Raw genomic sequence first — 17,700 nt, forward strand, 5'->3', positions numbered from 1 at the left:
CCTCGGGCGGCCTTCCCCCGCCCGCCGGGAGCCGGAAGACTGGTGTCGCCCGCGCCCGCGAAAGGGATGGGTCCGTGACCACTGACGCCGCCGAACGCCACCCGCTGGCCTACCTGCTGGCCGTGCGCGGGACGAACGCTGAGGCGTACCTGCTCCGTGTTGCCGAGCAGCACCAGCGCATGGGGTACGGGCAGATGGCGTACCGCAAGGAGAAGGCGTCCCGGTGGATCGCGGGCCTCTACGCGCCCAGCTACCACACCCAGCTCGCCATGGCCGCGCTCGAAGGCATCCCGCCCGAGGCGATCCACGCCCACGGCTGGCCGGGCTGGCTGCTGCTGGCCGTGCCGGACCACACCCTCTTCACCCTCCCGTGGACGACCACGGGGGCGGTGCAGGCACTGGAGATCACAGGAGGTCCGGTGGACCGCAGGAAGTTTCTGATCACCACATCCGCCACCCTGGGCGCCACCGTGGCGCAATGGTCCGCCGCCGCACCGGCGGGAGCCGCCCCCACTGCGGGCAGCCGGATCGGCACGGACGTCCCCGACCACTTCGAGCGGCGCCTTGAGAGCCTGCGCCGGCTCGATGACACCGTCGGCTCCGGCGACGTCTACGACGCGGCCCGCACCGAACTCCGCATGATCAGGGCCACCCTCAAGAGCGCGTCCTTCGGCGAAGGCGTGGAGCGCCGCTTGTTCGCCGCGGCGGCCGAAGCGTCCCGCAGCGCGGGCTGGACGGCCTACGACAGCGGGAAAGCCGCCGCCGCCGAACGCCACTACTCCACCGCCCTGCGGGCCGCAGCCAGCGCGGACGATCACGTGGTCGCGGCGAACACCCTCGCCTTCTGGGCCATCCAGCACTACTCCACCGGCGACCCACACGGCGCGGTCGACCTCGTCGAAGCCGCCCTGTCCCAGGCCCCAAGGACTGGCTCAGCCCGCCTGATCTCCATGCTCCACGCCCGCGCCTGCCGGGCCCACGCGCACGCCGGTGACGCCCGGGCCGCCGACCGGTCCGCCAACGCCGCCCTGGACGCCTACGAACACGCAGGCCCCATCGAGGACGACCTCCCGTGCGTGTACTGGTACAACCTCGGTGAGGCCCACCAGCTCATCGGGAGCTCCGCCCTCAACCTGGGCAACCCCAAGCGGGCCGTCGTCCACTTCCTGGAAGCCTCCGCCGTTCACACCCGCCAGGAGGCGTACAACGGCGACGCCTTCCCCCGCGGCCACGCCATCTACCTGGCCCGGCTCGCCGAAGCCCACCTCAGCCTGGGCGACGTCGACGCCGCCGTGGCCACCGCGCACGACGCCGTCGACCGGATGGGAGGCGTCACCTCCGCGCGCGGCACCAGCACGCTGGAAGACCTGCGCAGGAAACTCGCCCGCCGCCGTGGCATCCCCGCCGTCGCCGACTTCCTGGACTACACCGACACCGAGTGAGCACTTACGGCTCTCAGCGCGGAGTCCGACCATGGAGACGATCCAGAAGGCGCCCTTCCGGAAGGGGGCGTCTATAACGGTCGTCGGCCCCAAGGGGAACGCGATCATTGCTGGATCCGTTGGAGGAGAAGTCGACGGCCCGTGCGTCGGGCGCGCAGTTGAACAGGGGGCGGGATGCACGACTGTGATCAAGTCGCGGAGTACCTGTTCGAGCGGGACGACTTCATCATCGGCTCTGGCAAGCCCGGAGATATGCCTGGTGGCGCTATCCCGCCAGCTGATGTGCTGGTCGCGATCACGCTCGCGCCGTTCGTCACCGCGGTGGTGGCGTCCCTGGGCACGGGCCTGGGCCAGCGGATCGAAGGAGCGGCCGTGCGCATCCTGCGACACGTACCACGGTCCGCGATCCTCCGCCGGTCACCGCGGTTGCTTCGGGCACAGGTGGAGGCCGGCGATGCCGTGGCAGAGGAGGAGACGGGTGATTCGGCCCCCTCCACTCTCACTGTCACGACCGAAGGGGGAACGCGGATCCATCTGTCCACCCGAACTCCGGTTGACGCCCTGACACTGCTTCCTGACGTCGACTTCACGGACGTGGAGGAACTCGGCGATGTACCCGCGACTGTCAGGTGGCTCCCCGGCTGGCCCTCCGACAGGTGGCATGCCGTCAGCATCAAGGATGGGCACATCGTCGATGTGGAATGGGATCCCGAAACGCGGCGGTGGGTCACAGTCCGGTTCTAGGCTCGCAGTGGTCTGCCAGGTTGTGACTGTCGCCTCTGGGCATACTGCGCGAGTGGTCCGTCCGCTGACGCCGACACATCGGGCAGAGCTCCTCCGTCTGCTGCCATTTCTCATCAGCATTTCTGAGCGCCTGGGTGACGAAACGGTTCTAGGGCTGGGCGACATGCGCTCTCCGTTCTCGCCTACGTAGCCACACCACCGACGGCCACCGCACCCGCTCACGCGCCATGCCGGTACTTTTACCCTTCCGCACGGCCGCCGGGCCCGGAACGCGGAGGGACCTCTCCCCTCGGCTGTCGCGTGGGAAGAGGTGTCGTCGTCCGGGATGGGCTTGCCCGCCGGGGTTGACCAGGGAGAACGCGCGGTGCCCGGCGTAGGAGTTGCCAACCCTCGGTCCAACCTTCGGTCCCCCGCTGAAAGCAACCGTCCAGCCAACGGTTCAGCCTCCGCTCGGTGCAACCGTCTCCGGGGCGGGCGCGGCCTCCAGCCGATCCAAGCGTCCGTAGGGCGCGAACTGTCCAGTCCCGCCGTGATACTCCGGGGCAAGCCCCCGTTGCGGAAAGCTTGCCCGCGCGGGCCGGACGGGTGAATGCCGGGCCCGTGGGCGTACCGGAGGTGCCGGGCTGCCGGTTGTGAGTTCAGCGGACCAATCGGTCCGTGCACGGCGTCACGTCTGCGAGGCACATCATGGGACGTCACAAGCAGCGCAAGCCGCGCCGCCCACGGCGCGAGAGCGACCAGCAGGCCAAGGAGTGGTTCGGCACCGCGTTCCACTCCTCCGAGGGGATGCAGCACCTGGACGTTCGCCAGTCCGGCAACGGCGTTCTGATCACCTCCTCCCCTGCCGAGATCGATGGCGCTCCCGCCTCGTGGGCGCTGCGTCTGCGCAACGATGACGACGGCCAGGGGCTGAACGACCTGGGCGCGGCCCTCGCTGCCGGGCGAGGTCACGTCCAGGTCGTGTCCGAGGGGCCTGGACACAGGACGGTCCTTGCGTTCATGCCGAACCACCCCGAGGAAGGCGTCGGCACGCTGGCCCGGGTCCGCACCGACGGCGGCCCGGAGGGCGACGTCGTCTTCGAGCGGTCCGCAGAACGGCCGATGGGACTGTGGGCCGAGGCCGGGGAAGGTCTTCTGCGGATCGTGCCGCTGCTCGATCCGGACGCGCCGCCGGCGGACGAACTCGAGGACTGCCAGTTGTGCCCCGGCTGCTACCGCCCCGTCTACGAGAGCTCTTCCTCGCACACCCTGATCGGTGCCGGTCCGATGCCGGTGATCGGGCTGTGCAGACTGTGCGCCGAAGGCGCCACACTTCGCTCGCTGCGCCAGGCCGACGTGCCCATCGACCCTCAACAGCTCGCCGTCCTCGAGACCGTAGCCGCCGCCCTGGTGTAGCCGGGCCGCCAGCCCCGGGCAAGCCCTTCACAAAGGGCTTGCCCGCGTCGCGCGCGGCGTCAGCGGCTGGCGGGCTCGGGGTAGCGACGGCGGCGCCGGTCCGGGTCGTCGACGCCGATCTCGTACCAGGGCTCGCCCCGCTGGAGCCGGGGCAGGGTGTTCACCCACACCGCGACGGCGATGCCCTTCACGTCGTCGGCAAGCGCCTGGAGGCGGTTGTCGAGCAGGTGCTCCTCCTTGCCCGCCAGGACGACGTGCAGCCGCGGGAAGGTCTTCGAGCGGGTGTAGCGGTGGCGCTGCCAGAACGGGAACGTGCCCCCGATCGTGCCGCGGGCGCCTTCCCAGACGCGGTGCCCGGCGTAGCGCTCGTAGTCCCAGACCTCCTTGGCGAGCCGAGCCTGGGACATGGTGCCGTTGTCGAGCTCGAAGAGGCGCACCTCGCTGGTCTTGGTCGGCAACGCGAGGACGGCGTCGGTGTTGAAGCTCAGGCCGGTCTCCTTGATGGCATGGTTGACCTCCACCTGCCAGTCGGTCAAATGCTTGCGGCCGCCGAAGGCCAGGATCATGTCCGTCACCGCGACACCGTGCGGACCAAACCCGGCAAGAACGGCCTTCGCTCCGGTGCCGGCCTTCGGTCGCAGAGGCAGCTCGCTGCCGTCTGCCAGAGCCTTCTGTCCCGCCGGAGTCAGGTTCCAGATCGGGTGCTTGCCCGCCTTTCCGTTCGTCTCCGCCAGCCCGAGATCCGCCAGCTTCTTCATCGCCCTGCGCACGTACGACCGGCCATCCGACTCCTCCTTCGTGATCACCTCAGCCATCTGCCGCACCGTGGCTATCCGCACGCACCCCAGCATCCGCAGCGCATCGGCCCGCACCTTGGCCGCAGGGGTGGACTTCTTCCCCTTCGCCGATGTCTCAGAGGAAGGGAGAGAGGTGTCATCGTGCCGGGAGGCACCCTGGCGGGCGGTGTGAGCTGCGGTGATGGGCACGACATTGGAATCGTTCACGGCACCGTTCACGACACTGGACTCCGGGCCGCCCACAGGCCGCTCAGCACCCCATGACCAGGTCGGGCGCGGCTCCGGCTCGGGCTGCCGGGCGCTGCTGGCGTCCGTCATGACGAAGCTCCTCACACAGGTGGCGCAGGGGTCCGGATGGAATCCCGCTGTCACCTGGTAGAGGTGTCGTGAAAGTCGACGGTGTGACACTCCGCTGAGCGCCGTTACCGAGCCGTGATCGTCAGGCGGGTGAGGTGCAGAGCTCGAAGACGATCGCGAACGAGGTCGTCACCATCGGCACCGCCATGGCTGGCGGCATCACCGCGTGCGTGGTCTGGCCGTGCGCCATGCCGTTGCGGATCTGCCGACCATAGTCGAGGTACTCCGCCTGCCGGGCCGTCAGGACCCCGTCGGCGGCGCCCTGCTTGATGAGCTGGTGCAGCGGCCTCTTGCCCGCGTCCGGGATGCGGTCGCGCAGCACGATCTCCACCGAGATCAGGGAGTGCATGACCGCCACGGTGGAGAACTCGTAGCAGTAGTACGACTGACGCAGCAGCTCGCGGGCCGTACGCAGGACGGTCGCCGCGGCCTCGGGCACGCCGTCGGGCACGACCAAGTCCTCAACGAGGTCGTGCATGTCGGCGAAGTTGTCGACGAAGAGGTGGGCGCGTTCGTCCGGGACCGGGAACGGCAGCCGCTGCGTGGTCATCCCCGCGGTCTCCCAGCGGCACGCCCCAGGCGGCAGCGGCCTTTCCCCCGGGCGTCGCGCAGCGTGCCGGGACGGAGATTCCTCCCCTGCCCAAATGGGCGGAATGTCACAGGTAACGGAAGTGGACAAGGGGCAACGCGAGCCCCAGCGCTGCGAGTCCGCTCACCGTCGGTACGCGAAATCTGTCCACAGGCGCCCGCCCTGAAGATCGCTTGTGAGGCCGCTCGCTCCGCACCGGGGGCGCCACGGCCGGGCGGGCTCCTCTATCAAAGACCCCCTTGACCACGACCTGATCGCCAGACGAAACGGGCTGTGTCAAGGAGAATCGTCCTCGGCTGCGGACCCGGACAAGGGGGTCCCGCGCGTCCGGCCTCACCTGGTCAAGGGGTCGGTCGGCGGTGGGCGCACCGGTGCGGTGCGGGATATCGGGTGCGGCACACCGGTCGCGCGCGAGAGTGCCGAGCATCGTCGCGTGGGTCGGCGCCGGGTGCGGTGTCGTCCATCGCGATGCGCACCACGATGGCGTCCATCGTCATCCGGCCCACCAGAGTGGACTCCATACTCAGTGGAGCTCACCGGGTGCAGCACACTCGATGTCGTGCATCGCCACTGGATGCAGAACATCGTGGGTTCCACTCGGTGGACGATGCCCGGCATCGTCACCACAGCCAGAGGTTGGAGTGCCGTACCCGGGACAGGGCGCGAGCGTCACGGCGCGCGGCCGCGCTGCCGATCCGGTTCTGCCGGGAGCGTGGTCGACGTGACTGCGCGGCGGCGAGGCGGCGGCGTCCGGCGTCTTGGAGCCGCCGCCGTTGCTTGCGCAGCACCGCCTTCTTCACCGCCTTCCCGGACCGCTTCCAGACCGGCTGCCACCCGCGGGACTTACCAGGCTCGGGCTCCGGGTCCTCGCCGAGCGCGGCGGCCATCATCGCGCGGGCCGCGTGGGCGCGGGCAAGGATGTCCTCGATGCTGGGATGTTCTTCCGGGGTGCTCACGCGAATCCTCCTGTGGTCCGGCTCTGCGGTTGCTGGGCGCCGGGCTGCTGGGTGTGCGGCGGCGGGGCCGTTGCGAGTGCAGGTTGCTGTCGGGGACCGTGGGCGAGGGCACGCTCCCGCACGCCGTCCTGGAGCTTGGCGGCTGCGGCTTCGAGCGTCCGACGGGTCTGCTCCACCGTGTCGGCGTCGGTCCCCTGTTCCAGAAGGCGGCTGGCCTTCCAGTCCGAGCGGAACGGCCGCGGGCGCGACCTCGATGCGGCGGGCACGGCGACGGCGCGCGGCCGGATGCGGGAGCCCAGGCGGTCCGCGCGGCGCACCGCCTGGCTCCGGACCCTGAGCGCGTCGGCGGCGAGGCGGGCCCGCTCGTACTGGGGCGCGAACCGGTTGCGGGTCAGTGGGCGCAGCACCGCCTGGTCCTCGGTGTCGCGCGGGTACAGGGCGCGCAGGTCGGCGGTCATTTTCAGGCCGCGCCCGACGGGGCGGGTGTAGTCGTCGACGACCGCCTGCACGATCTGGTCGTCCAGGCCCGGCTCGTGAGGCCGGCCGCGCAGGACGTAGGAGAGGTGGCGGCGGGCTTCGGCAAGCAGATGGTGGCGCTTGAACGCGCCGCGCATCACGTACACCACGGCGACGACGTCGACGGCCGCCAGCACGATGTCGACCACCGGCCGCACCCGCACCCACACCGCCGCGGCCGCCGCCCGCGCCCGCTCCGCCAGCCGGTCGACGATGTCGGCGCCATAGGCCCGGATCGCTGAGGCCCGCCATCGCTTGCGCAGCTCGGTCAGCGAGCGCAGCTCCGTGCGCTTGGGCGGGCGCGTCTGGTCGGCGGCCTGGCAGGCCAGCGCGTAGGCGGCCCGCTCCCCCGGCGCGTGCCCCTGCCGTTCTTCGTACTTGGCCGTGAGGACGGGCAGCGCGTCCTCGATCTGCTGACGGCGGGTCGACTGCCAGCCGATGAGCCGCTGGTCGATGCCCGCGATCTCCATGACGGGCCTTCGGCCGGGCGTCACCTCGCGCGGCTCCCACGCCCACCCGAGCCGGGCGGACACCTCCTCCATGAAGTACAGGAGGTAGAGAGTGTCAGCCGCGACGATGTGGGTCATAAGCGAGTCCGCAGACAGGTTGCCCCACGTGCCCTTGTCGTCCGGCCGCCGGACGCGGATCGACACCACCGCATGATCGTGAAGAAGGGGCTTTGACTCGGCAGCTCTCGACTCGTAGTGCCGGAACACCGCGACGATCAGCCCATCCTTGATCGGCTTGCGGATCTTGCCGCCGCTCCTCCAACGGATCTCCGCGACCGAATCCTCAAACCACGCCAGCGTCTTGTCCCGGGCGATGTCCTGGCACAGCTCCAGCACGAGCCGGGTCTCGTCATCCCCGAGCGCCCACGCGATGTGCGCCGTCGACGGCGCACGGAACACCAGGTCCATGGCCAGCCAGGGGGTGCGCTCCTTGGCCTTCTCGGTCTTCGGCGACTTGTTGTGCTCGATGGGCCTGCCCAGCACAGTGGCCCGCCGCGCCTTCGCCGGGCTCCTGCCCTCCCCCAGGAGCTCACGCTCGATCCGGTCGGCATCCGGGTGCCGGCCTTCCCCCAGGAGCAGTTCGGCCTGCCGCTCGGTCACCACGTCCCCAGCCGTGAGGCCGACCGCGGCCAGACCGCGCCCCTTCCAGACGCCGGGCGGGACACCGGCTTCATCCTGGGCGGCACGCAGCGGCGTACCCGCCGCGCGGTGGCCGTCGCCGACCATCACGCCCCGGAAGAGATAGCGCCACCCGTTCCCCGGTCGAACCTCCGATTTACTGATCACCAACCCATAGAACCCCGGCGTTGTTCTGCGGAAAAGCCCGATCCGGGGTCCTTCCCGCCGGGCGGGAGGCCCTCACCAAGTCCTTACCGCAGCGCCCGCCAGGCGGGCTGTCACAGCAGCCCGAGACGGTAAGCCGCCGACGTGTGCACAGTCCGCCGCATGATCAATGAACCGCTCTACGGAGACCCCTGCCCGCTGTGCTCGCGACTGCTCCGGATCGAGTACAGCCGCACCCGCCCCTCCGCCCAGCAGGACCACCCGGCCCGCGTCTGGATCACCGGATACCGGTGCGCCGACTGCGAGGCCGCCCGGCCCGAGCAGTGGACGGAGGTGATGCGGGTCCTCTACTGCGACGGCTGACGACGTCGTGCGAATGCTGCGCCACAATCACCCATCCATGCCTCCACCACAACAACCGACACCAGCGTCAACCAGCGCACGTCGACGGACCACTTCCCGGCCAACAGCAGAGTGCCTGGCGCCAACTGCTTGTCGAGAACGTCCCATCCAGCACCAGTCAACGCCTGTTGGCGGACAGACACTTCAAAACCGGGTTTTGGTCACTTCGCCCTCCACGGTCGTCAGCGCGTGGTCTAAAACCCGGTTTTGACGCGCCGGCCATCGGCCCGGATCTCCGAGCCATGGCCCGTGCGTGCCATGCTGTGCCGGTCCGCTAGTACCGACCTCTCAAGAGGCCGGGAAGCACACGGAGCCCTGGAGTACCACTCATGGCACGGATCACCGCGCTCATCAACCGCAAAGGCGGAGTCGGCAAGTCGACTCTCACCGTCAACCTTGCGGCCATCACCGCTCATGTCCTGGGCGAGTCCCCCGACGGCGAACCCGACTACGTGGCGGCCGTCTCATCCGACCCTCAAGGCTCCACCACTTGGTGGTCCGAACGCGTCGGGGACGATCTTCCCTTCTCCTTCATCCAGACCCGCTCTCGCGCAGACCTCGCCTTCTTCCCTGAGCTCAAGAAGTCTCGCAAGGTCAAGCGAGGGTTCATTGACACCCCAGGTTGGATTGACCTCCCTGAGGACGAGAAGCAGCACGCCGGCGATCCCTTCGGCGAGAGCGCCGCTGCCGACGCGATGCGCGCAGTCCTTGAGGTCGCCGATGACGTCATCGTCCCCATCGAGCCCGAGCCGCTCGGCTTCATGCCTACGCGCGACACCATCGAGGAAGTCGTCAAGCCGCTCGGCAAGCAGTACTGGGTCGTCATCAACAACTGGGATCCCCGCGACGGCGAGGCCGACCTCGAGCAGACGAAGAACTTTGTCCTGGGACAGGGTTGGAACCTCGCCAAGACCGTGATCCGCCACTACAAGGTCCACACTCGAGCCGCTCTCGAAGGCCTGGTTGTCACCCAGTACAAGAAGAATCGGGTCGCGATGGAAGCCCGCGAGGACTTCTACAGGCTCGCCCTCGAAGTGGGGGCCGGGAAGAAGGGCCAGGTTTGATGGCGGCCTCCAAGCGCAAGGACTGGTCCGAGCTCCTGGGTAGCGGCAGCAAGACTGGTACGTCGGAAACCGACGCGTCGGCGGGGCCAGCAGAGCCGCCCGTCACCGTGCTCATGCACACCATCGTCGGTAACCCCGACAACCCGCGTCCGGAAGAGGACTACAGCGACGACGACCCGGAATTCCGGGAGCTCAAGGCGTCTATGAAGGAGATCGGGCAGCTCCAGCCGCTCGCCGTGGTCTCCCGTGCCGTATTCGAGCAGGCCAAGCCCGAAGCGGTCGCCCAAGCGTCTGCTAAGACCCGCAAGCTGCTTCAGGGCGCTGAGTGGGTTGTCGTCACCGGCAACCGGCGCCTTGCCGCTGCCCGGCAACTGGGGTGGACCCGGATAGACATTCGCGTCCAGGACCAGCTCGGTGACGAGGATGGCCGGATCGACGAAGCCGTCATGATCGAGAACATCCACCGCAAGAACTTGGCTCCCATCAAGGAAGCCGAGTACCTGGCGGGGATGGTGAAGCGGCACGGCAGCCAGGAGAAAGTCGCCGAACGCATTGGGAAGTCGCAGATGTTCGTCTCCCAGCGGTTGGCTCTGCTGAACCTGGCCCCGGACCTGAGGGAGGAGGTCGACGCCGGCACACTGAAAATCAAGGAAGCCCGGCAGGTTGCCCGAACCTCGGACCACACAGAGCAGCGTGCTCGCGTCGCCAAGGTCAAGGCGCAAGCGGCCCAGTCAAGGCCCGCAACTCGGCGTGAGGCGGCGTCTGTCCAAAACCCGGTTTTGAAGCCAGCCTCCGAGCAGGGGCCTGCGGCCGAAGGAGCGCTGGTTCAAAACCCGGTTTTGGACAGCGACCTGCCGCCAGAGGAGGATGGCGCGCGCGACGGTGCGCCAGCTGGCCTGCCGGGCCCGCGGTCGGACGGCCCCGCCGACGCGGAAGTCGCACACGGCGACAGCGGCCGCCCTGTGCGTCAGTTGCCGTACGACGATCCCGTGTACGTCGCCATGCACCTGCACGCGAAGATGGAGCTGCCTGCATTCGTCGAAGGGGCACGCGCATGGCTGGGGATTCTGCGGACGGAGCATCCTGAGGAGTACGCGGCGCTGGTACGTGAGCTGAGCGAGCTGGAACCGCAGTCGGCCTGAGTTCCCAGGGCCCCGAAACGCAAGAAGGCCCGTACCCCCGCAGCGCTTGGCGCGGGGGTACGGGCCTTCTTCATGCTCAGCCGTGTGCGTCAGGGCGCCCAGGCGGCGGGCGCTCCTTGGTCGGGGTCGGGGAGGCCCGTGGCGGTTGCCGGGGCGGCGGGGTGCCGCATGGCGGTGATCGGGACCGCGCCAGGCTCGGTGGGCGGTGCCCAGATCATCCGCCAGGTGTCTTCCCACTCGCAGCCGCACGGGTGGTCCGGGTGCGGGCGCCGTAAGAAGACGGCGTGCGTGTGGACGGCCCGCGGGATGCGGTGGATAGGCACCGAGGGGTCGTCGTCGGGGTAAAGGTGAAGGCTGCGCCAGCCGTGGACACGGTCCATGAACGCGGCGGCGGCCTCGATGATCTGTGCCCACCGGTGGTGCCCGAGGACGACGAACCTGTCCGGGTAAAGCGCCTCGTCGTTCGGCGCTCCGATGCCGGCGACGTACAGCCCGCTGTAGGCGATGAACCCGTTGTCGGCCGCATCCTCGCTGCTGGGGGTCCAGATGCCTTCGGCGGGGACAGTCGTGCCGTCGTCGGCTTCGCTGGTCTCAATCTCGTACAGGGCCGTCGTCACCACGGAGCGCTCACATCCTTGAGGAGGGCCGCCAGGAGCTCGCAGGCGTCGGCCTCGTGCGGGTCGCTGTAGGAGGCGTGGTCGCTGACGTGGAACGCCGTGTCCTTCGCGGTGACCGTGTACCCGGGCATGACGGTGGTTGCCCTGCCCTCCAGCAGGGTGTTGAGGCGTTCCGCGTCGCGGGAGGCGAGCCAGGTCTGGGTGTACGGGCCCAAGCGGAGCAGGATGCGGCCGGTGTTGTCCTTCCGGCGGGCTTCGACGTGGACGGCGTAGTGCGCGGGCTTCATGCCGACGTCGTCGGTGTTTTTGAGGACGGCGTCGCCGCGCATCCACAGGGCCCGGCGGTGGTCGCTGGCGGCGCAGGCGAGCGCGGTGACGGCTTCGAGCCGGTCGCGGCGAATCGATTCGCCGTGGCTGACGCGTACGGACCGTTCGGCGGCGCGCTCCTGGAAGCGGCCGGACACGATCGCGCCCAGCAGGGTGGCGATGATGGCGAGGACGGCTGGGCCAAGGGTGGCTAACACGGAGGGGAACCTCCTGGGTGTGCTGATGAAGGGGGAATGGGGGAGCGCCGCGTCCGGCCGGGAGGGGCCGGACGCGGCGCTCGGGGCGGCGCTACTGGGCGGTGCTGGCGACCACGAGGAACTGGTCGCTGCCGAGGTCCATCACGACCTGGGCGTCTGTGCCCTGGGCGCGCTGGGCGGCGGCGTACTCTTCCGCCGGCCACGAGCCGCGGGGGCCTCCGGCGGGGAACCGCTCCAGCACCGTGCGCTGGGGCTGGGTGGGCATCGAGGTCGCCTCCCTTGGGGCGTGGTTGATGGTCACGGGTCGGTGTCCTCGGGGGCGGGGACGTCGCCGAACATGTCGTCCATCGCCTGCGTGACGGCGGGCCTGCACTCGGGTCGGGTCGCGTTGAGGACCGTGTTGGTGAGGCCGATCAGGTCGATGTCCTCGAACAGTTCGGTCAGGTCCGCGATGGTCTCCGGGTCCAGGGCGACGCTGTCGGGGCGTTCGCTGTCCAGGTAGCAGTTCATGGCGTCCACGTAGTCGGCGAGCCGGTGGGCGAGGGTCGGGCTGATGTCGAAGCTGTGGCAATGCTCCAGGCCTGACCCGAGGGCGCCGGTCGGGCTGATGTGGATGCGGATGCTCTGCCCGGGGCCGGGAGTGGCCTGTCCGAAGCTGGTGAGGGATTCGGCGAGCGCCGCGATCGCACTGTTGCGGTCCGCGTCCGTGTCTGTCGCGGTGTCCGCGTCATCCTCGTTCGTGTCCAGCAGCGGAGCTTCCCAGAGCACTTCGAGGCTGTCGGCGTGCAGTCGGATAACTCCGTCGGCGGTGTCCGGGAGCGTGAGGTGACCGATGACGCGGAGCAGGTCGCCGGGCTGCCGCTCGGTGAGCAGGGCACGCGCGATCTCCGGCTCCACGGTGGTGCAGGGAACGACCGCTTCTTCCACCAGGTGGTCGGTCCCGGCGGAGCAGTTCAGCCGCCAGGAGGCGGTGTCCTCCCGGTCGCCGGGTTCGGCTTCGGTGGCCAAGTAGCCGTCCAGGGCGAGAGGTATAGCGTCCATCAGTTCACCGCCTGCGCCGTCGTCGGGTTGGCGGCGAAGTAGGCATCCAGGATCTTCCTGGCCGGGTTGCCCCGGTCGGCGACCTCGTGGCCGTTGGCTCGTGCCCAGGTCCGGATCGCGGCCAGCTGCTCCTTGCTGTACTTGCCGATGTGGGCCGGGGCCGGGGCGGTCACGGAGGTCGGGGTGGGCTTGCCGGTCTTGGCCTGCCTCAGTTCCGCCCGGGCCCGGGCGAGTTCGCGCTCCAGCCGGTTGACGCGGCCTTCGGCTTCGGTGACGGCCTGCTCGGTGTCGCGTCGCGCGGCGAGTTCGGCCAGGGCCGTGCGGGCCTTGGCGGCGAGGGCCTGCACGCTCTTCGTGTCGTGCTGCTCGCCCCAGACCAGCAGCGCCTCGATTCCCGCCTCCGGCACCGCGGTCACGGTGTCGGGCGCCTCGAGCTCGGGGGAGTCCGGGCCGTCGGCGGGGGCACCATCCGTGTCCGGGGTGGTGCCGAGTTCCTGGGCGAGCTCGGCTTCCGCCCGCTGGACGGCTTCGGCGAGTTCGGCGTCGGACAGCCCGAGGGTTTCGCGGACCTGGTCGGGGTTGTCGCCGCGGTTGAGCATGTCGGTGGCGGCCTGCGCGTAGGCGTTGGCGTTGGGGGCCTGGGTGGTCATGAGGTCTCCGGTAGCGGTGTCGGGGAGGTGGGGCAGGAGCGCGGTGAGGGTGTCTGCGTCACTGGGGGCGCCGATCGCGTCCAGGAGTTCGGCAAGGTCGTGCTTGTCGCGGGCGTTGCGTGCGGTGACGCGGGCCGCGGCAGCGAGCTCTTCCAGAGGGCTTGGCCGGGGCGGGCGGGATTCGGCTGCGAGGGCCTGCTGCCAGTCGGCCGTCATACCCCCGCCCTCGGCTTCGAGAGCCTCTTTCATGTCGGTGACCATGAGCGGCCCTCCTAGGTGGCCTTGGTGCGGGGCTTGCGCTGGGCGATGTCCAGCAGCCTGCGGTTGCGCTTCTTCTGGGCATCGGTGAGCGGCCGGGCCTTCGCGCCGTGGCGGTGCCACAGCGGGGAGGCGGGCGGCTCGGGGTAGGCGAGGGCGTGATCGACGTCGCGTTGGGTGTCACTCAAGGGGGCCTCCGGTTGGAGGGGTTCAGGCGTGGTCGTCGTCGCGCCGGCGTTTGGACTGGATGTCGGAGGCGAACCTGCCGAGGCGGGCCTCAACGGGGTTCGCGGCGATCCATTCCTCAGCACACGTCTTGTGCACGGGCTCCCCGTAGTGGGAGCGCATGGGCGTGGGCTTGTCGCACAGCACGCAGGGGCGGTCCTGCCAGCGGTCGAAGTGCTGGCTGTCGCGCCAGTCGAGGAGAGCGCCGGGAGCCGGGACGCAGCCCGGCTCGAAGTGCGGCTTCTTGCCTCGGGTGCGGGTCACGGCCGGAAGTCGGGCAGCTGCTGGAACACCTGTACCAGGAGGTCCGGCGTCGGTTTCCAGGCCGGAAGCGCGCCCGTGGCGGGCACGGGCAGGGCGAGTTCCTGGACGTCGGCGAGGACCAGGTGGTGCGCGCCCCGCTCCGCCCAGGGGCTGGTGCATTGCTCGGGCCCTTGGTCCAGGTGGCAGCCGGTGAGGCGGGCGACGCCGATGACCGCGCCCAGGTGCAGTTCGCGGCCGCGGATCGCGGGGGCGACCAGCGGGTCGCGCAGCACTGCGGGCTCCGGCTTCTTCTTCCCAGCGTGGATGAGGACCCTGCCTCGCCACGGCCAGTGCACCGGCCGATTCTCCGGGTTCTTCCCGGCGAGGATGCAGGTCGCCCAGGGCTGGCGGATCGTGATGCCGCGGATCCAGTCGCCCCCAGGCAGGGTCGCGACGCTCATGCGGCTCGCCCCCACACCGCCGTGCCCGGGCGGCCCGCGCGCCGGCCGTTGATGGACGCCACCGTCGCGTGCTCCTGGGTGGCGAGGTGTGCGCGGCCCGAGTGCTTGCCGTCGTAGAGGGCGGCATCGGCGGCCCGTTGCAGCAGGGACAGGTCGCGGGAGCCGATCGCGTCGGGAGTCGCGGCGCCGACCGAGGCGGCGACGTTGACGGTGCGGCCGTCGTCCAGCACGACCGGTGTGCGCAGCATCCTCACCAGCGTCGCGAGGCGGACCTCGCGGCGGCCCGGGTACATCGGCAGCACGACGGCGAACTCGTCACCGCCCAGGCGGCCGACGGACGCGCTCCGGCCTGCCCGGGCGGTGCGCCGGGCGCCGAACGCGGCGAGGACCGCGTCCCCGGCCGCGTGCCCGAGGTCGTCGTTGATGTCCTTGAAGTGGTCGGCGTCGACCAGGACCACGGCCACGTTGTCGCCGTGGTGGGCCAGGACCTGCCGGGCCCGGGCGGTGTACGCGTCGCGGCGCAGCAGCCCGGTCAGCGGGTCCTTCTGCGCGGCCGCCAGGCGCCGGTGCAGGGCGATGGCGTGGACGGTCCAGCCGGTCAGCGGGACGGCTGCGGTGGTCAGTAAGAGTGCACGCTGCCCGATCCGGGCGCGTGCGCGCAGGACGGAGTCCATACTGGGATCTCCCTCTCGTCTCGTACGGGTTGGGTGGGCCCGGGGCAGCCGACGAAGCCGGCAAGCACAGGCGGCTGTCCCGGGGCGTAGCTACAGCTCGAAGTCACCGTCGTCGACGGTGCGGCCCCAGCTGTACGGGTTGTTCCAGCGGCCGGCGATCGCGGCGGGCCAGTCGAGCTCCCAGCCGGGCCGGTAGCCGCACGCGCCCCAGCCGTCCGGCCGGTCGTGGGGGATCTCGAGTCCGTCCTCGCGCGCGGCGCGTGCCGCGTCGTAGACCTCATGGGCGATCCGTACGGCGGCGCTGCGGCTGTCGGCCCGGCCGGTGAAGACGTGCACACCGCTCAGGCCGGGCTGGGTGGTGCTCCTTGTCGGGACGTCGACCTCGAAGTAGGGCAGGGTCATGACGTCCATCTCCCTTCGTTCTCTCGTGGTTGAGGGGCCACTGCGACCGCCCCGGCCCGGCAGGTGCGGGGTCGGGGCGGCACAGAATGCGCTCAACGCACTGCGGTTCAGCGGGCCGCGTCGATGCCGTCCCGCAGATGCGTGCGCGCCCAGGCCAGCAGCGAAGGATGGTCGCCCTCGGGGCTGTTCAACACGTCGGTGAGGTGGGCGATCGCATCGTCCAGGTCATAGCTGACGGGGTTGAGGGCGTTTCGGACGCGTACGACCAAGTCGATGAACTCGTTCGGCGTCGGATCGTGCGGCGCTTCCTCGGAGATGAGGGCGGCGAGATCCCGGCCAAAGCAGTCGATGAGCGCGGCGAACGTGTCGTCCTTGGTGGGCTGGGCGAGAGCAGCCATGAAGCCTCCTCAGTAGTCTCGGAAAGTCAGTGCAGGCTTCCGGCGGTCTCGCGGAGCGCCTCCCGGGCGTGGTCGTCGGCCTCCTGGTCGACGTCGTCGAAGCTGCCGTGAACGGTGCAGACGATGTCCGGGTCCTGGTCCCGGTCGCCGGTGAGCGCACCCCACAGGTCCGTGACCGTGTGAGCGGGCGCCCACGCCTCGCCCTCGCATTCGTCGTCGAAGGGGCAGGGCAGCAGGACCTCGAAGCCGACGCTCCCCTCGCCGTCGATGTCGGTGCGCAGGGCGAGGGTGAGGTACTGCTGGCCGATGCGGATCTCCGCGACGCGGTCGTCCCCGGCGAGGTGGGAGCCGTCCTTCCACCGCCACAGCGGCATGAGTTCGGGGCCGAAGTGCCGGCGGGGCAGGATCAGGTCGCCCAGGCCGTCGCTGCCGCCCGTGCCGAGCTCCCGGATCCGGATGTTGCTGATCTGCTCGAGGAACGGCTCCAGCCGGTAGAGGCTGTCCGCGAAGAGGACCTCGCTGAAGCCCTCCGCCAGGAGCGTGGGATGCGAGTGGACCATCGCCTTGTGCTGCGCGCGGACGGTGTCGGTGGGGACTGTACGGTTCGCCGGGCGCGGGTCCTGGCGCTCCACGCACACGGAGGCCGGGGTGGCCACCATGACCGCGATGACCGGCATGTTGTGCCGCTTGGCGGCGGCGACCAGCGGCTCACGGGCCGACCTGGTGACGTTCGTGGCGTCAACGACGGTGAACAGGCGCCGGGCCATCCTGCGCTCCAGGAGCAGGTGCAGGACGTCGACCGCGTCGCCCGTGGCCTCCTGGCAGCCGCGGTCGTCACTGACCGCACCGCGCAGAGCGTCGAGGGACAGGACCTGTAAGGCGGGCCAGGTGCTGGCGAGTGTGCTCTTCCCGGCGCCGGATGCGCCGATGAGGACCACCAGGCAGCTTTCCGGCAACTGCGGGTAGGTCAGCGAGGTCATGCGGACACTCCTTGGGAGTCGAGGGAGTTGGCTGCCCAGATCAGGCGCATCCCGGCGTTGTCGGTGAGCAGGGCGGCGGCTTCGTACAGCGGGCAGGAGGCGTCGCCGTCACGGTCGGGCTCGATCTGCTCGGCTCGCTTGGCGGCGACGGTGAGCAGCTGCGCGAGGGCCGCAAGGAACCCGCCGGGCGGGTCGGTGTCCTCGATGAGCTCGCGCAGGATCGCGGCGAGCTCCGCCTGGTCGACATCGTCGGCGCCCAGGTCGTCCTCGATCTGCTGAAGGGCCAGCGAGGCGATCCCGACCGCAGCGCGGACGCGTTCGAGGCGGGTGCGGCTCACCGGCGGGCGCCGGGGCGGGTGGTGAGCCAGGTGGTGACGGCGGCGGCCGCGATGCCGATGGAGCGGTGCAGGGCCGCGTCCAGCTCCATCAGGGGGTGCAGCTCGCCGAAGGTGGCCAGCAGAGTGCCGAAGAGGGCCAGACGCTCGGTGGTGAGACGGGGCATGCTGGAGGTCTCCTGACCTCGAAGAGGGT

The 17,700-nt window shown here is 70.1% G+C and carries 24 protein-coding genes; 6 read left to right on the forward strand and 18 right to left on the reverse strand.

Annotated elements, in window-relative coordinates:
* The first annotated feature begins 74 nt into the window (after positions 1-74).
* The 3 genes from BN159_RS42185 (at position 75) to BN159_RS42195 (ending at position 3,581) form a co-directional block, all read left to right on the forward strand.
* Positions 75-1,442, forward strand: a complete 1,368-nt coding sequence (locus BN159_RS42185; RefSeq protein ID WP_041822781.1) for a hypothetical protein — start codon at positions 75-77, stop codon at positions 1,440-1,442.
* 174 nt (positions 1,443-1,616) lie between these two features.
* Complete coding sequence (locus tag BN159_RS42190; protein WP_015449439.1) at positions 1,617-2,186, forward strand: hypothetical protein; 570 nt, start codon at positions 1,617-1,619, stop codon at positions 2,184-2,186.
* A gap of 687 nt (positions 2,187-2,873) precedes the next feature.
* Positions 2,874-3,581: a hypothetical protein gene (locus BN159_RS42195; RefSeq protein WP_041822783.1), complete on the forward strand. Its 708-nt coding sequence runs from the start codon at positions 2,874-2,876 to the stop codon at positions 3,579-3,581.
* A 59-nt stretch (positions 3,582-3,640) separates the two neighbouring features.
* Here the strand turns inward: BN159_RS42195 and BN159_RS42200 are convergent, their stop codons facing one another.
* The 4 genes from BN159_RS42200 to mobF form a co-directional block, all read right to left on the reverse strand.
* Positions 3,641-4,696, reverse strand: coding sequence for a replication-relaxation family protein (locus BN159_RS42200; RefSeq protein WP_231905801.1), 1,056 nt, complete (start codon positions 4,694-4,696; stop codon positions 3,641-3,643).
* 121 nt (positions 4,697-4,817) lie between these two features.
* The gene (locus BN159_RS42205) at positions 4,818-5,285 is read right to left on the reverse strand and encodes a hypothetical protein (protein ID WP_015449443.1); all 468 of its coding nucleotides are present in this window, start codon (positions 5,283-5,285) and stop codon (positions 4,818-4,820) included.
* 659 nt (positions 5,286-5,944) lie between these two features.
* Positions 5,945-6,280, reverse strand: coding sequence for a hypothetical protein (locus tag BN159_RS42210; RefSeq protein WP_015449446.1), 336 nt, complete (start codon positions 6,278-6,280; stop codon positions 5,945-5,947).
* Positions 6,277-8,031: a MobF family relaxase gene (mobF, locus tag BN159_RS42215; RefSeq protein ID WP_015449447.1), complete on the reverse strand. Its 1,755-nt coding sequence runs from the start codon at positions 8,029-8,031 to the stop codon at positions 6,277-6,279. Before mobF ends, BN159_RS42210 begins: the two co-directional genes overlap by 4 nt.
* A 219-nt stretch (positions 8,032-8,250) precedes the next feature.
* On the opposite strand from mobF, the gene BN159_RS42220 reads away from it, so the two are divergent.
* The 3 genes from BN159_RS42220 (at position 8,251) to BN159_RS43135 (ending at position 10,696) form a co-directional block, all read left to right on the forward strand.
* Positions 8,251-8,451: a hypothetical protein gene (locus BN159_RS42220; RefSeq protein WP_231905803.1), complete on the forward strand. Its 201-nt coding sequence runs from the start codon at positions 8,251-8,253 to the stop codon at positions 8,449-8,451.
* Between the two features lie 368 nt (positions 8,452-8,819).
* Positions 8,820-9,554 (forward strand): ParA family protein, encoded by a 735-nt coding sequence (locus BN159_RS42225; RefSeq protein ID WP_015449450.1) that lies wholly within the window; start codon positions 8,820-8,822, stop codon positions 9,552-9,554.
* Entirely contained in the window at positions 9,554-10,696 is a 1,143-nt protein-coding gene (locus BN159_RS43135) for a ParB/RepB/Spo0J family partition protein (protein WP_015449451.1), read from the forward strand. Before BN159_RS42225 ends, BN159_RS43135 begins: the two co-directional genes overlap by 1 nt.
* Positions 10,697-10,785: 89 nt before the next feature.
* On the opposite strand, the gene BN159_RS42235 is transcribed toward BN159_RS43135, so the two are convergent.
* The 14 genes from BN159_RS42235 to BN159_RS45965 all read right to left on the reverse strand — a co-directional run bounded on the left by BN159_RS42235 (position 10,786) and on the right by BN159_RS45965 (position 17,671).
* Complete coding sequence (locus BN159_RS42235; protein WP_231905805.1) at positions 10,786-11,316, reverse strand: hypothetical protein; 531 nt, start codon at positions 11,314-11,316, stop codon at positions 10,786-10,788.
* Positions 11,310-11,837, reverse strand: coding sequence for a hypothetical protein (locus BN159_RS47335; RefSeq protein ID WP_231905807.1), 528 nt, complete (start codon positions 11,835-11,837; stop codon positions 11,310-11,312). The genes BN159_RS42235 and BN159_RS47335 overlap by 7 nt, the downstream gene beginning before the upstream one ends.
* Positions 11,838-11,928: 91 nt before the next feature.
* Complete coding sequence (locus BN159_RS42250) at positions 11,929-12,138, reverse strand: hypothetical protein (protein ID WP_041822785.1); 210 nt, start codon at positions 12,136-12,138, stop codon at positions 11,929-11,931.
* Positions 12,135-12,878 (reverse strand): hypothetical protein, encoded by a 744-nt coding sequence (locus tag BN159_RS42255; RefSeq protein ID WP_015449455.1) that lies wholly within the window; start codon positions 12,876-12,878, stop codon positions 12,135-12,137. Before BN159_RS42255 ends, BN159_RS42250 begins: the two co-directional genes overlap by 4 nt.
* Entirely contained in the window at positions 12,878-13,789 is a 912-nt protein-coding gene (locus BN159_RS42260; RefSeq protein WP_015449456.1) for an Lsr2 family DNA-binding protein, read from the reverse strand. Before BN159_RS42260 ends, BN159_RS42255 begins: the two co-directional genes overlap by 1 nt.
* Positions 13,790-13,800: 11 nt before the next feature.
* Positions 13,801-13,974, reverse strand: coding sequence for a hypothetical protein (locus BN159_RS46350; RefSeq protein WP_015449457.1), 174 nt, complete (start codon positions 13,972-13,974; stop codon positions 13,801-13,803).
* A gap of 22 nt (positions 13,975-13,996) precedes the next feature.
* On the reverse strand, positions 13,997-14,275 hold the full coding sequence (locus tag BN159_RS42265) for a hypothetical protein (protein WP_015449458.1): 279 nt from the start codon (positions 14,273-14,275) through the stop codon (positions 13,997-13,999).
* Positions 14,272-14,715, reverse strand: a complete 444-nt coding sequence (locus BN159_RS42270; protein WP_041822788.1) for an ASCH domain-containing protein — start codon at positions 14,713-14,715, stop codon at positions 14,272-14,274. The genes BN159_RS42265 and BN159_RS42270 overlap by 4 nt, the downstream gene beginning before the upstream one ends.
* Positions 14,712-15,389: a GGDEF domain-containing protein gene (locus BN159_RS42275; protein ID WP_015449460.1), complete on the reverse strand. Its 678-nt coding sequence runs from the start codon at positions 15,387-15,389 to the stop codon at positions 14,712-14,714. Before BN159_RS42275 ends, BN159_RS42270 begins: the two co-directional genes overlap by 4 nt.
* A gap of 90 nt (positions 15,390-15,479) precedes the next feature.
* Entirely contained in the window at positions 15,480-15,791 is a 312-nt protein-coding gene (locus BN159_RS42280; RefSeq protein WP_041822851.1) for a hypothetical protein, read from the reverse strand.
* A gap of 107 nt (positions 15,792-15,898) precedes the next feature.
* A complete protein-coding gene (locus tag BN159_RS42285; RefSeq protein ID WP_015449462.1) occupies positions 15,899-16,189 on the reverse strand; it encodes a hypothetical protein in 291 nt (96 codons plus the stop codon).
* Positions 16,190-16,215: 26 nt separating this feature from the next.
* Complete coding sequence (locus BN159_RS42290) at positions 16,216-17,169, reverse strand: ATP-binding protein (RefSeq protein WP_015449463.1); 954 nt, start codon at positions 17,167-17,169, stop codon at positions 16,216-16,218.
* The gene (locus BN159_RS46510) at positions 17,166-17,507 is read right to left on the reverse strand and encodes a hypothetical protein (protein ID WP_015449464.1); all 342 of its coding nucleotides are present in this window, start codon (positions 17,505-17,507) and stop codon (positions 17,166-17,168) included. The genes BN159_RS42290 and BN159_RS46510 overlap by 4 nt, the downstream gene beginning before the upstream one ends.
* Positions 17,504-17,671 carry a hypothetical protein gene (locus tag BN159_RS45965; protein WP_015449465.1) on the reverse strand — a complete coding sequence of 56 codons (168 nt, stop codon included), beginning with the start codon at positions 17,669-17,671 and terminating at the stop codon, positions 17,504-17,506. Before BN159_RS45965 ends, BN159_RS46510 begins: the two co-directional genes overlap by 4 nt.
* Positions 17,672-17,700 lie beyond the last annotated feature (29 nt).

It is taken from the genome of Streptomyces davaonensis JCM 4913, assembly GCF_000349325.1.
GTDB lineage: Bacteria > Actinomycetota > Actinomycetes > Streptomycetales > Streptomycetaceae > Streptomyces > Streptomyces davaonensis.

Excerpts from the sequence above, each read along its gene's own strand:
- BN159_RS42190 (WP_015449439.1), top strand. The coding sequence starts at position 1,617 with ATGCACGACTGTGATCAAGTCGCGGAGTACCTGTTCGAGCGGGACGAC.
- BN159_RS42195 (WP_041822783.1), top strand. The coding sequence starts at position 2,874 with ATGGGACGTCACAAGCAGCGCAAGCCGCGCCGCCCACGGCGCGAGAGC.
- BN159_RS42200 (WP_231905801.1), bottom strand. The coding sequence starts at position 4,696 with ATGACGGACGCCAGCAGCGCCCGGCAGCCCGAGCCGGAGCCGCGCCCG.
- BN159_RS42205 (WP_015449443.1), bottom strand. The coding sequence starts at position 5,285 with ATGACCACGCAGCGGCTGCCGTTCCCGGTCCCGGACGAACGCGCCCAC.
- mobF (WP_015449447.1), bottom strand. The coding sequence starts at position 8,031 with ATGGTCGGCGACGGCCACCGCGCGGCGGGTACGCCGCTGCGTGCCGCC.
- BN159_RS42220 (WP_231905803.1), top strand. The coding sequence starts at position 8,251 with ATGATCAATGAACCGCTCTACGGAGACCCCTGCCCGCTGTGCTCGCGA.
- BN159_RS42225 (WP_015449450.1), top strand. The coding sequence starts at position 8,820 with ATGGCACGGATCACCGCGCTCATCAACCGCAAAGGCGGAGTCGGCAAG.
- BN159_RS43135 (WP_015449451.1), top strand. The coding sequence starts at position 9,554 with ATGGCGGCCTCCAAGCGCAAGGACTGGTCCGAGCTCCTGGGTAGCGGC.
- BN159_RS42255 (WP_015449455.1), bottom strand. The coding sequence starts at position 12,878 with ATGGACGCTATACCTCTCGCCCTGGACGGCTACTTGGCCACCGAAGCC.
- BN159_RS42260 (WP_015449456.1), bottom strand. The coding sequence starts at position 13,789 with ATGGTCACCGACATGAAAGAGGCTCTCGAAGCCGAGGGCGGGGGTATG.
- BN159_RS42270 (WP_041822788.1), bottom strand. The coding sequence starts at position 14,715 with ATGAGCGTCGCGACCCTGCCTGGGGGCGACTGGATCCGCGGCATCACG.
- BN159_RS42275 (WP_015449460.1), bottom strand. The coding sequence starts at position 15,389 with ATGGACTCCGTCCTGCGCGCACGCGCCCGGATCGGGCAGCGTGCACTC.
- BN159_RS42280 (WP_041822851.1), bottom strand. The coding sequence starts at position 15,791 with ATGACCCTGCCCTACTTCGAGGTCGACGTCCCGACAAGGAGCACCACC.
- BN159_RS42285 (WP_015449462.1), bottom strand. The coding sequence starts at position 16,189 with ATGGCTGCTCTCGCCCAGCCCACCAAGGACGACACGTTCGCCGCGCTC.
- BN159_RS42290 (WP_015449463.1), bottom strand. The coding sequence starts at position 17,169 with ATGACCTCGCTGACCTACCCGCAGTTGCCGGAAAGCTGCCTGGTGGTC.
- BN159_RS45965 (WP_015449465.1), bottom strand. The coding sequence starts at position 17,671 with ATGCCCCGTCTCACCACCGAGCGTCTGGCCCTCTTCGGCACTCTGCTG.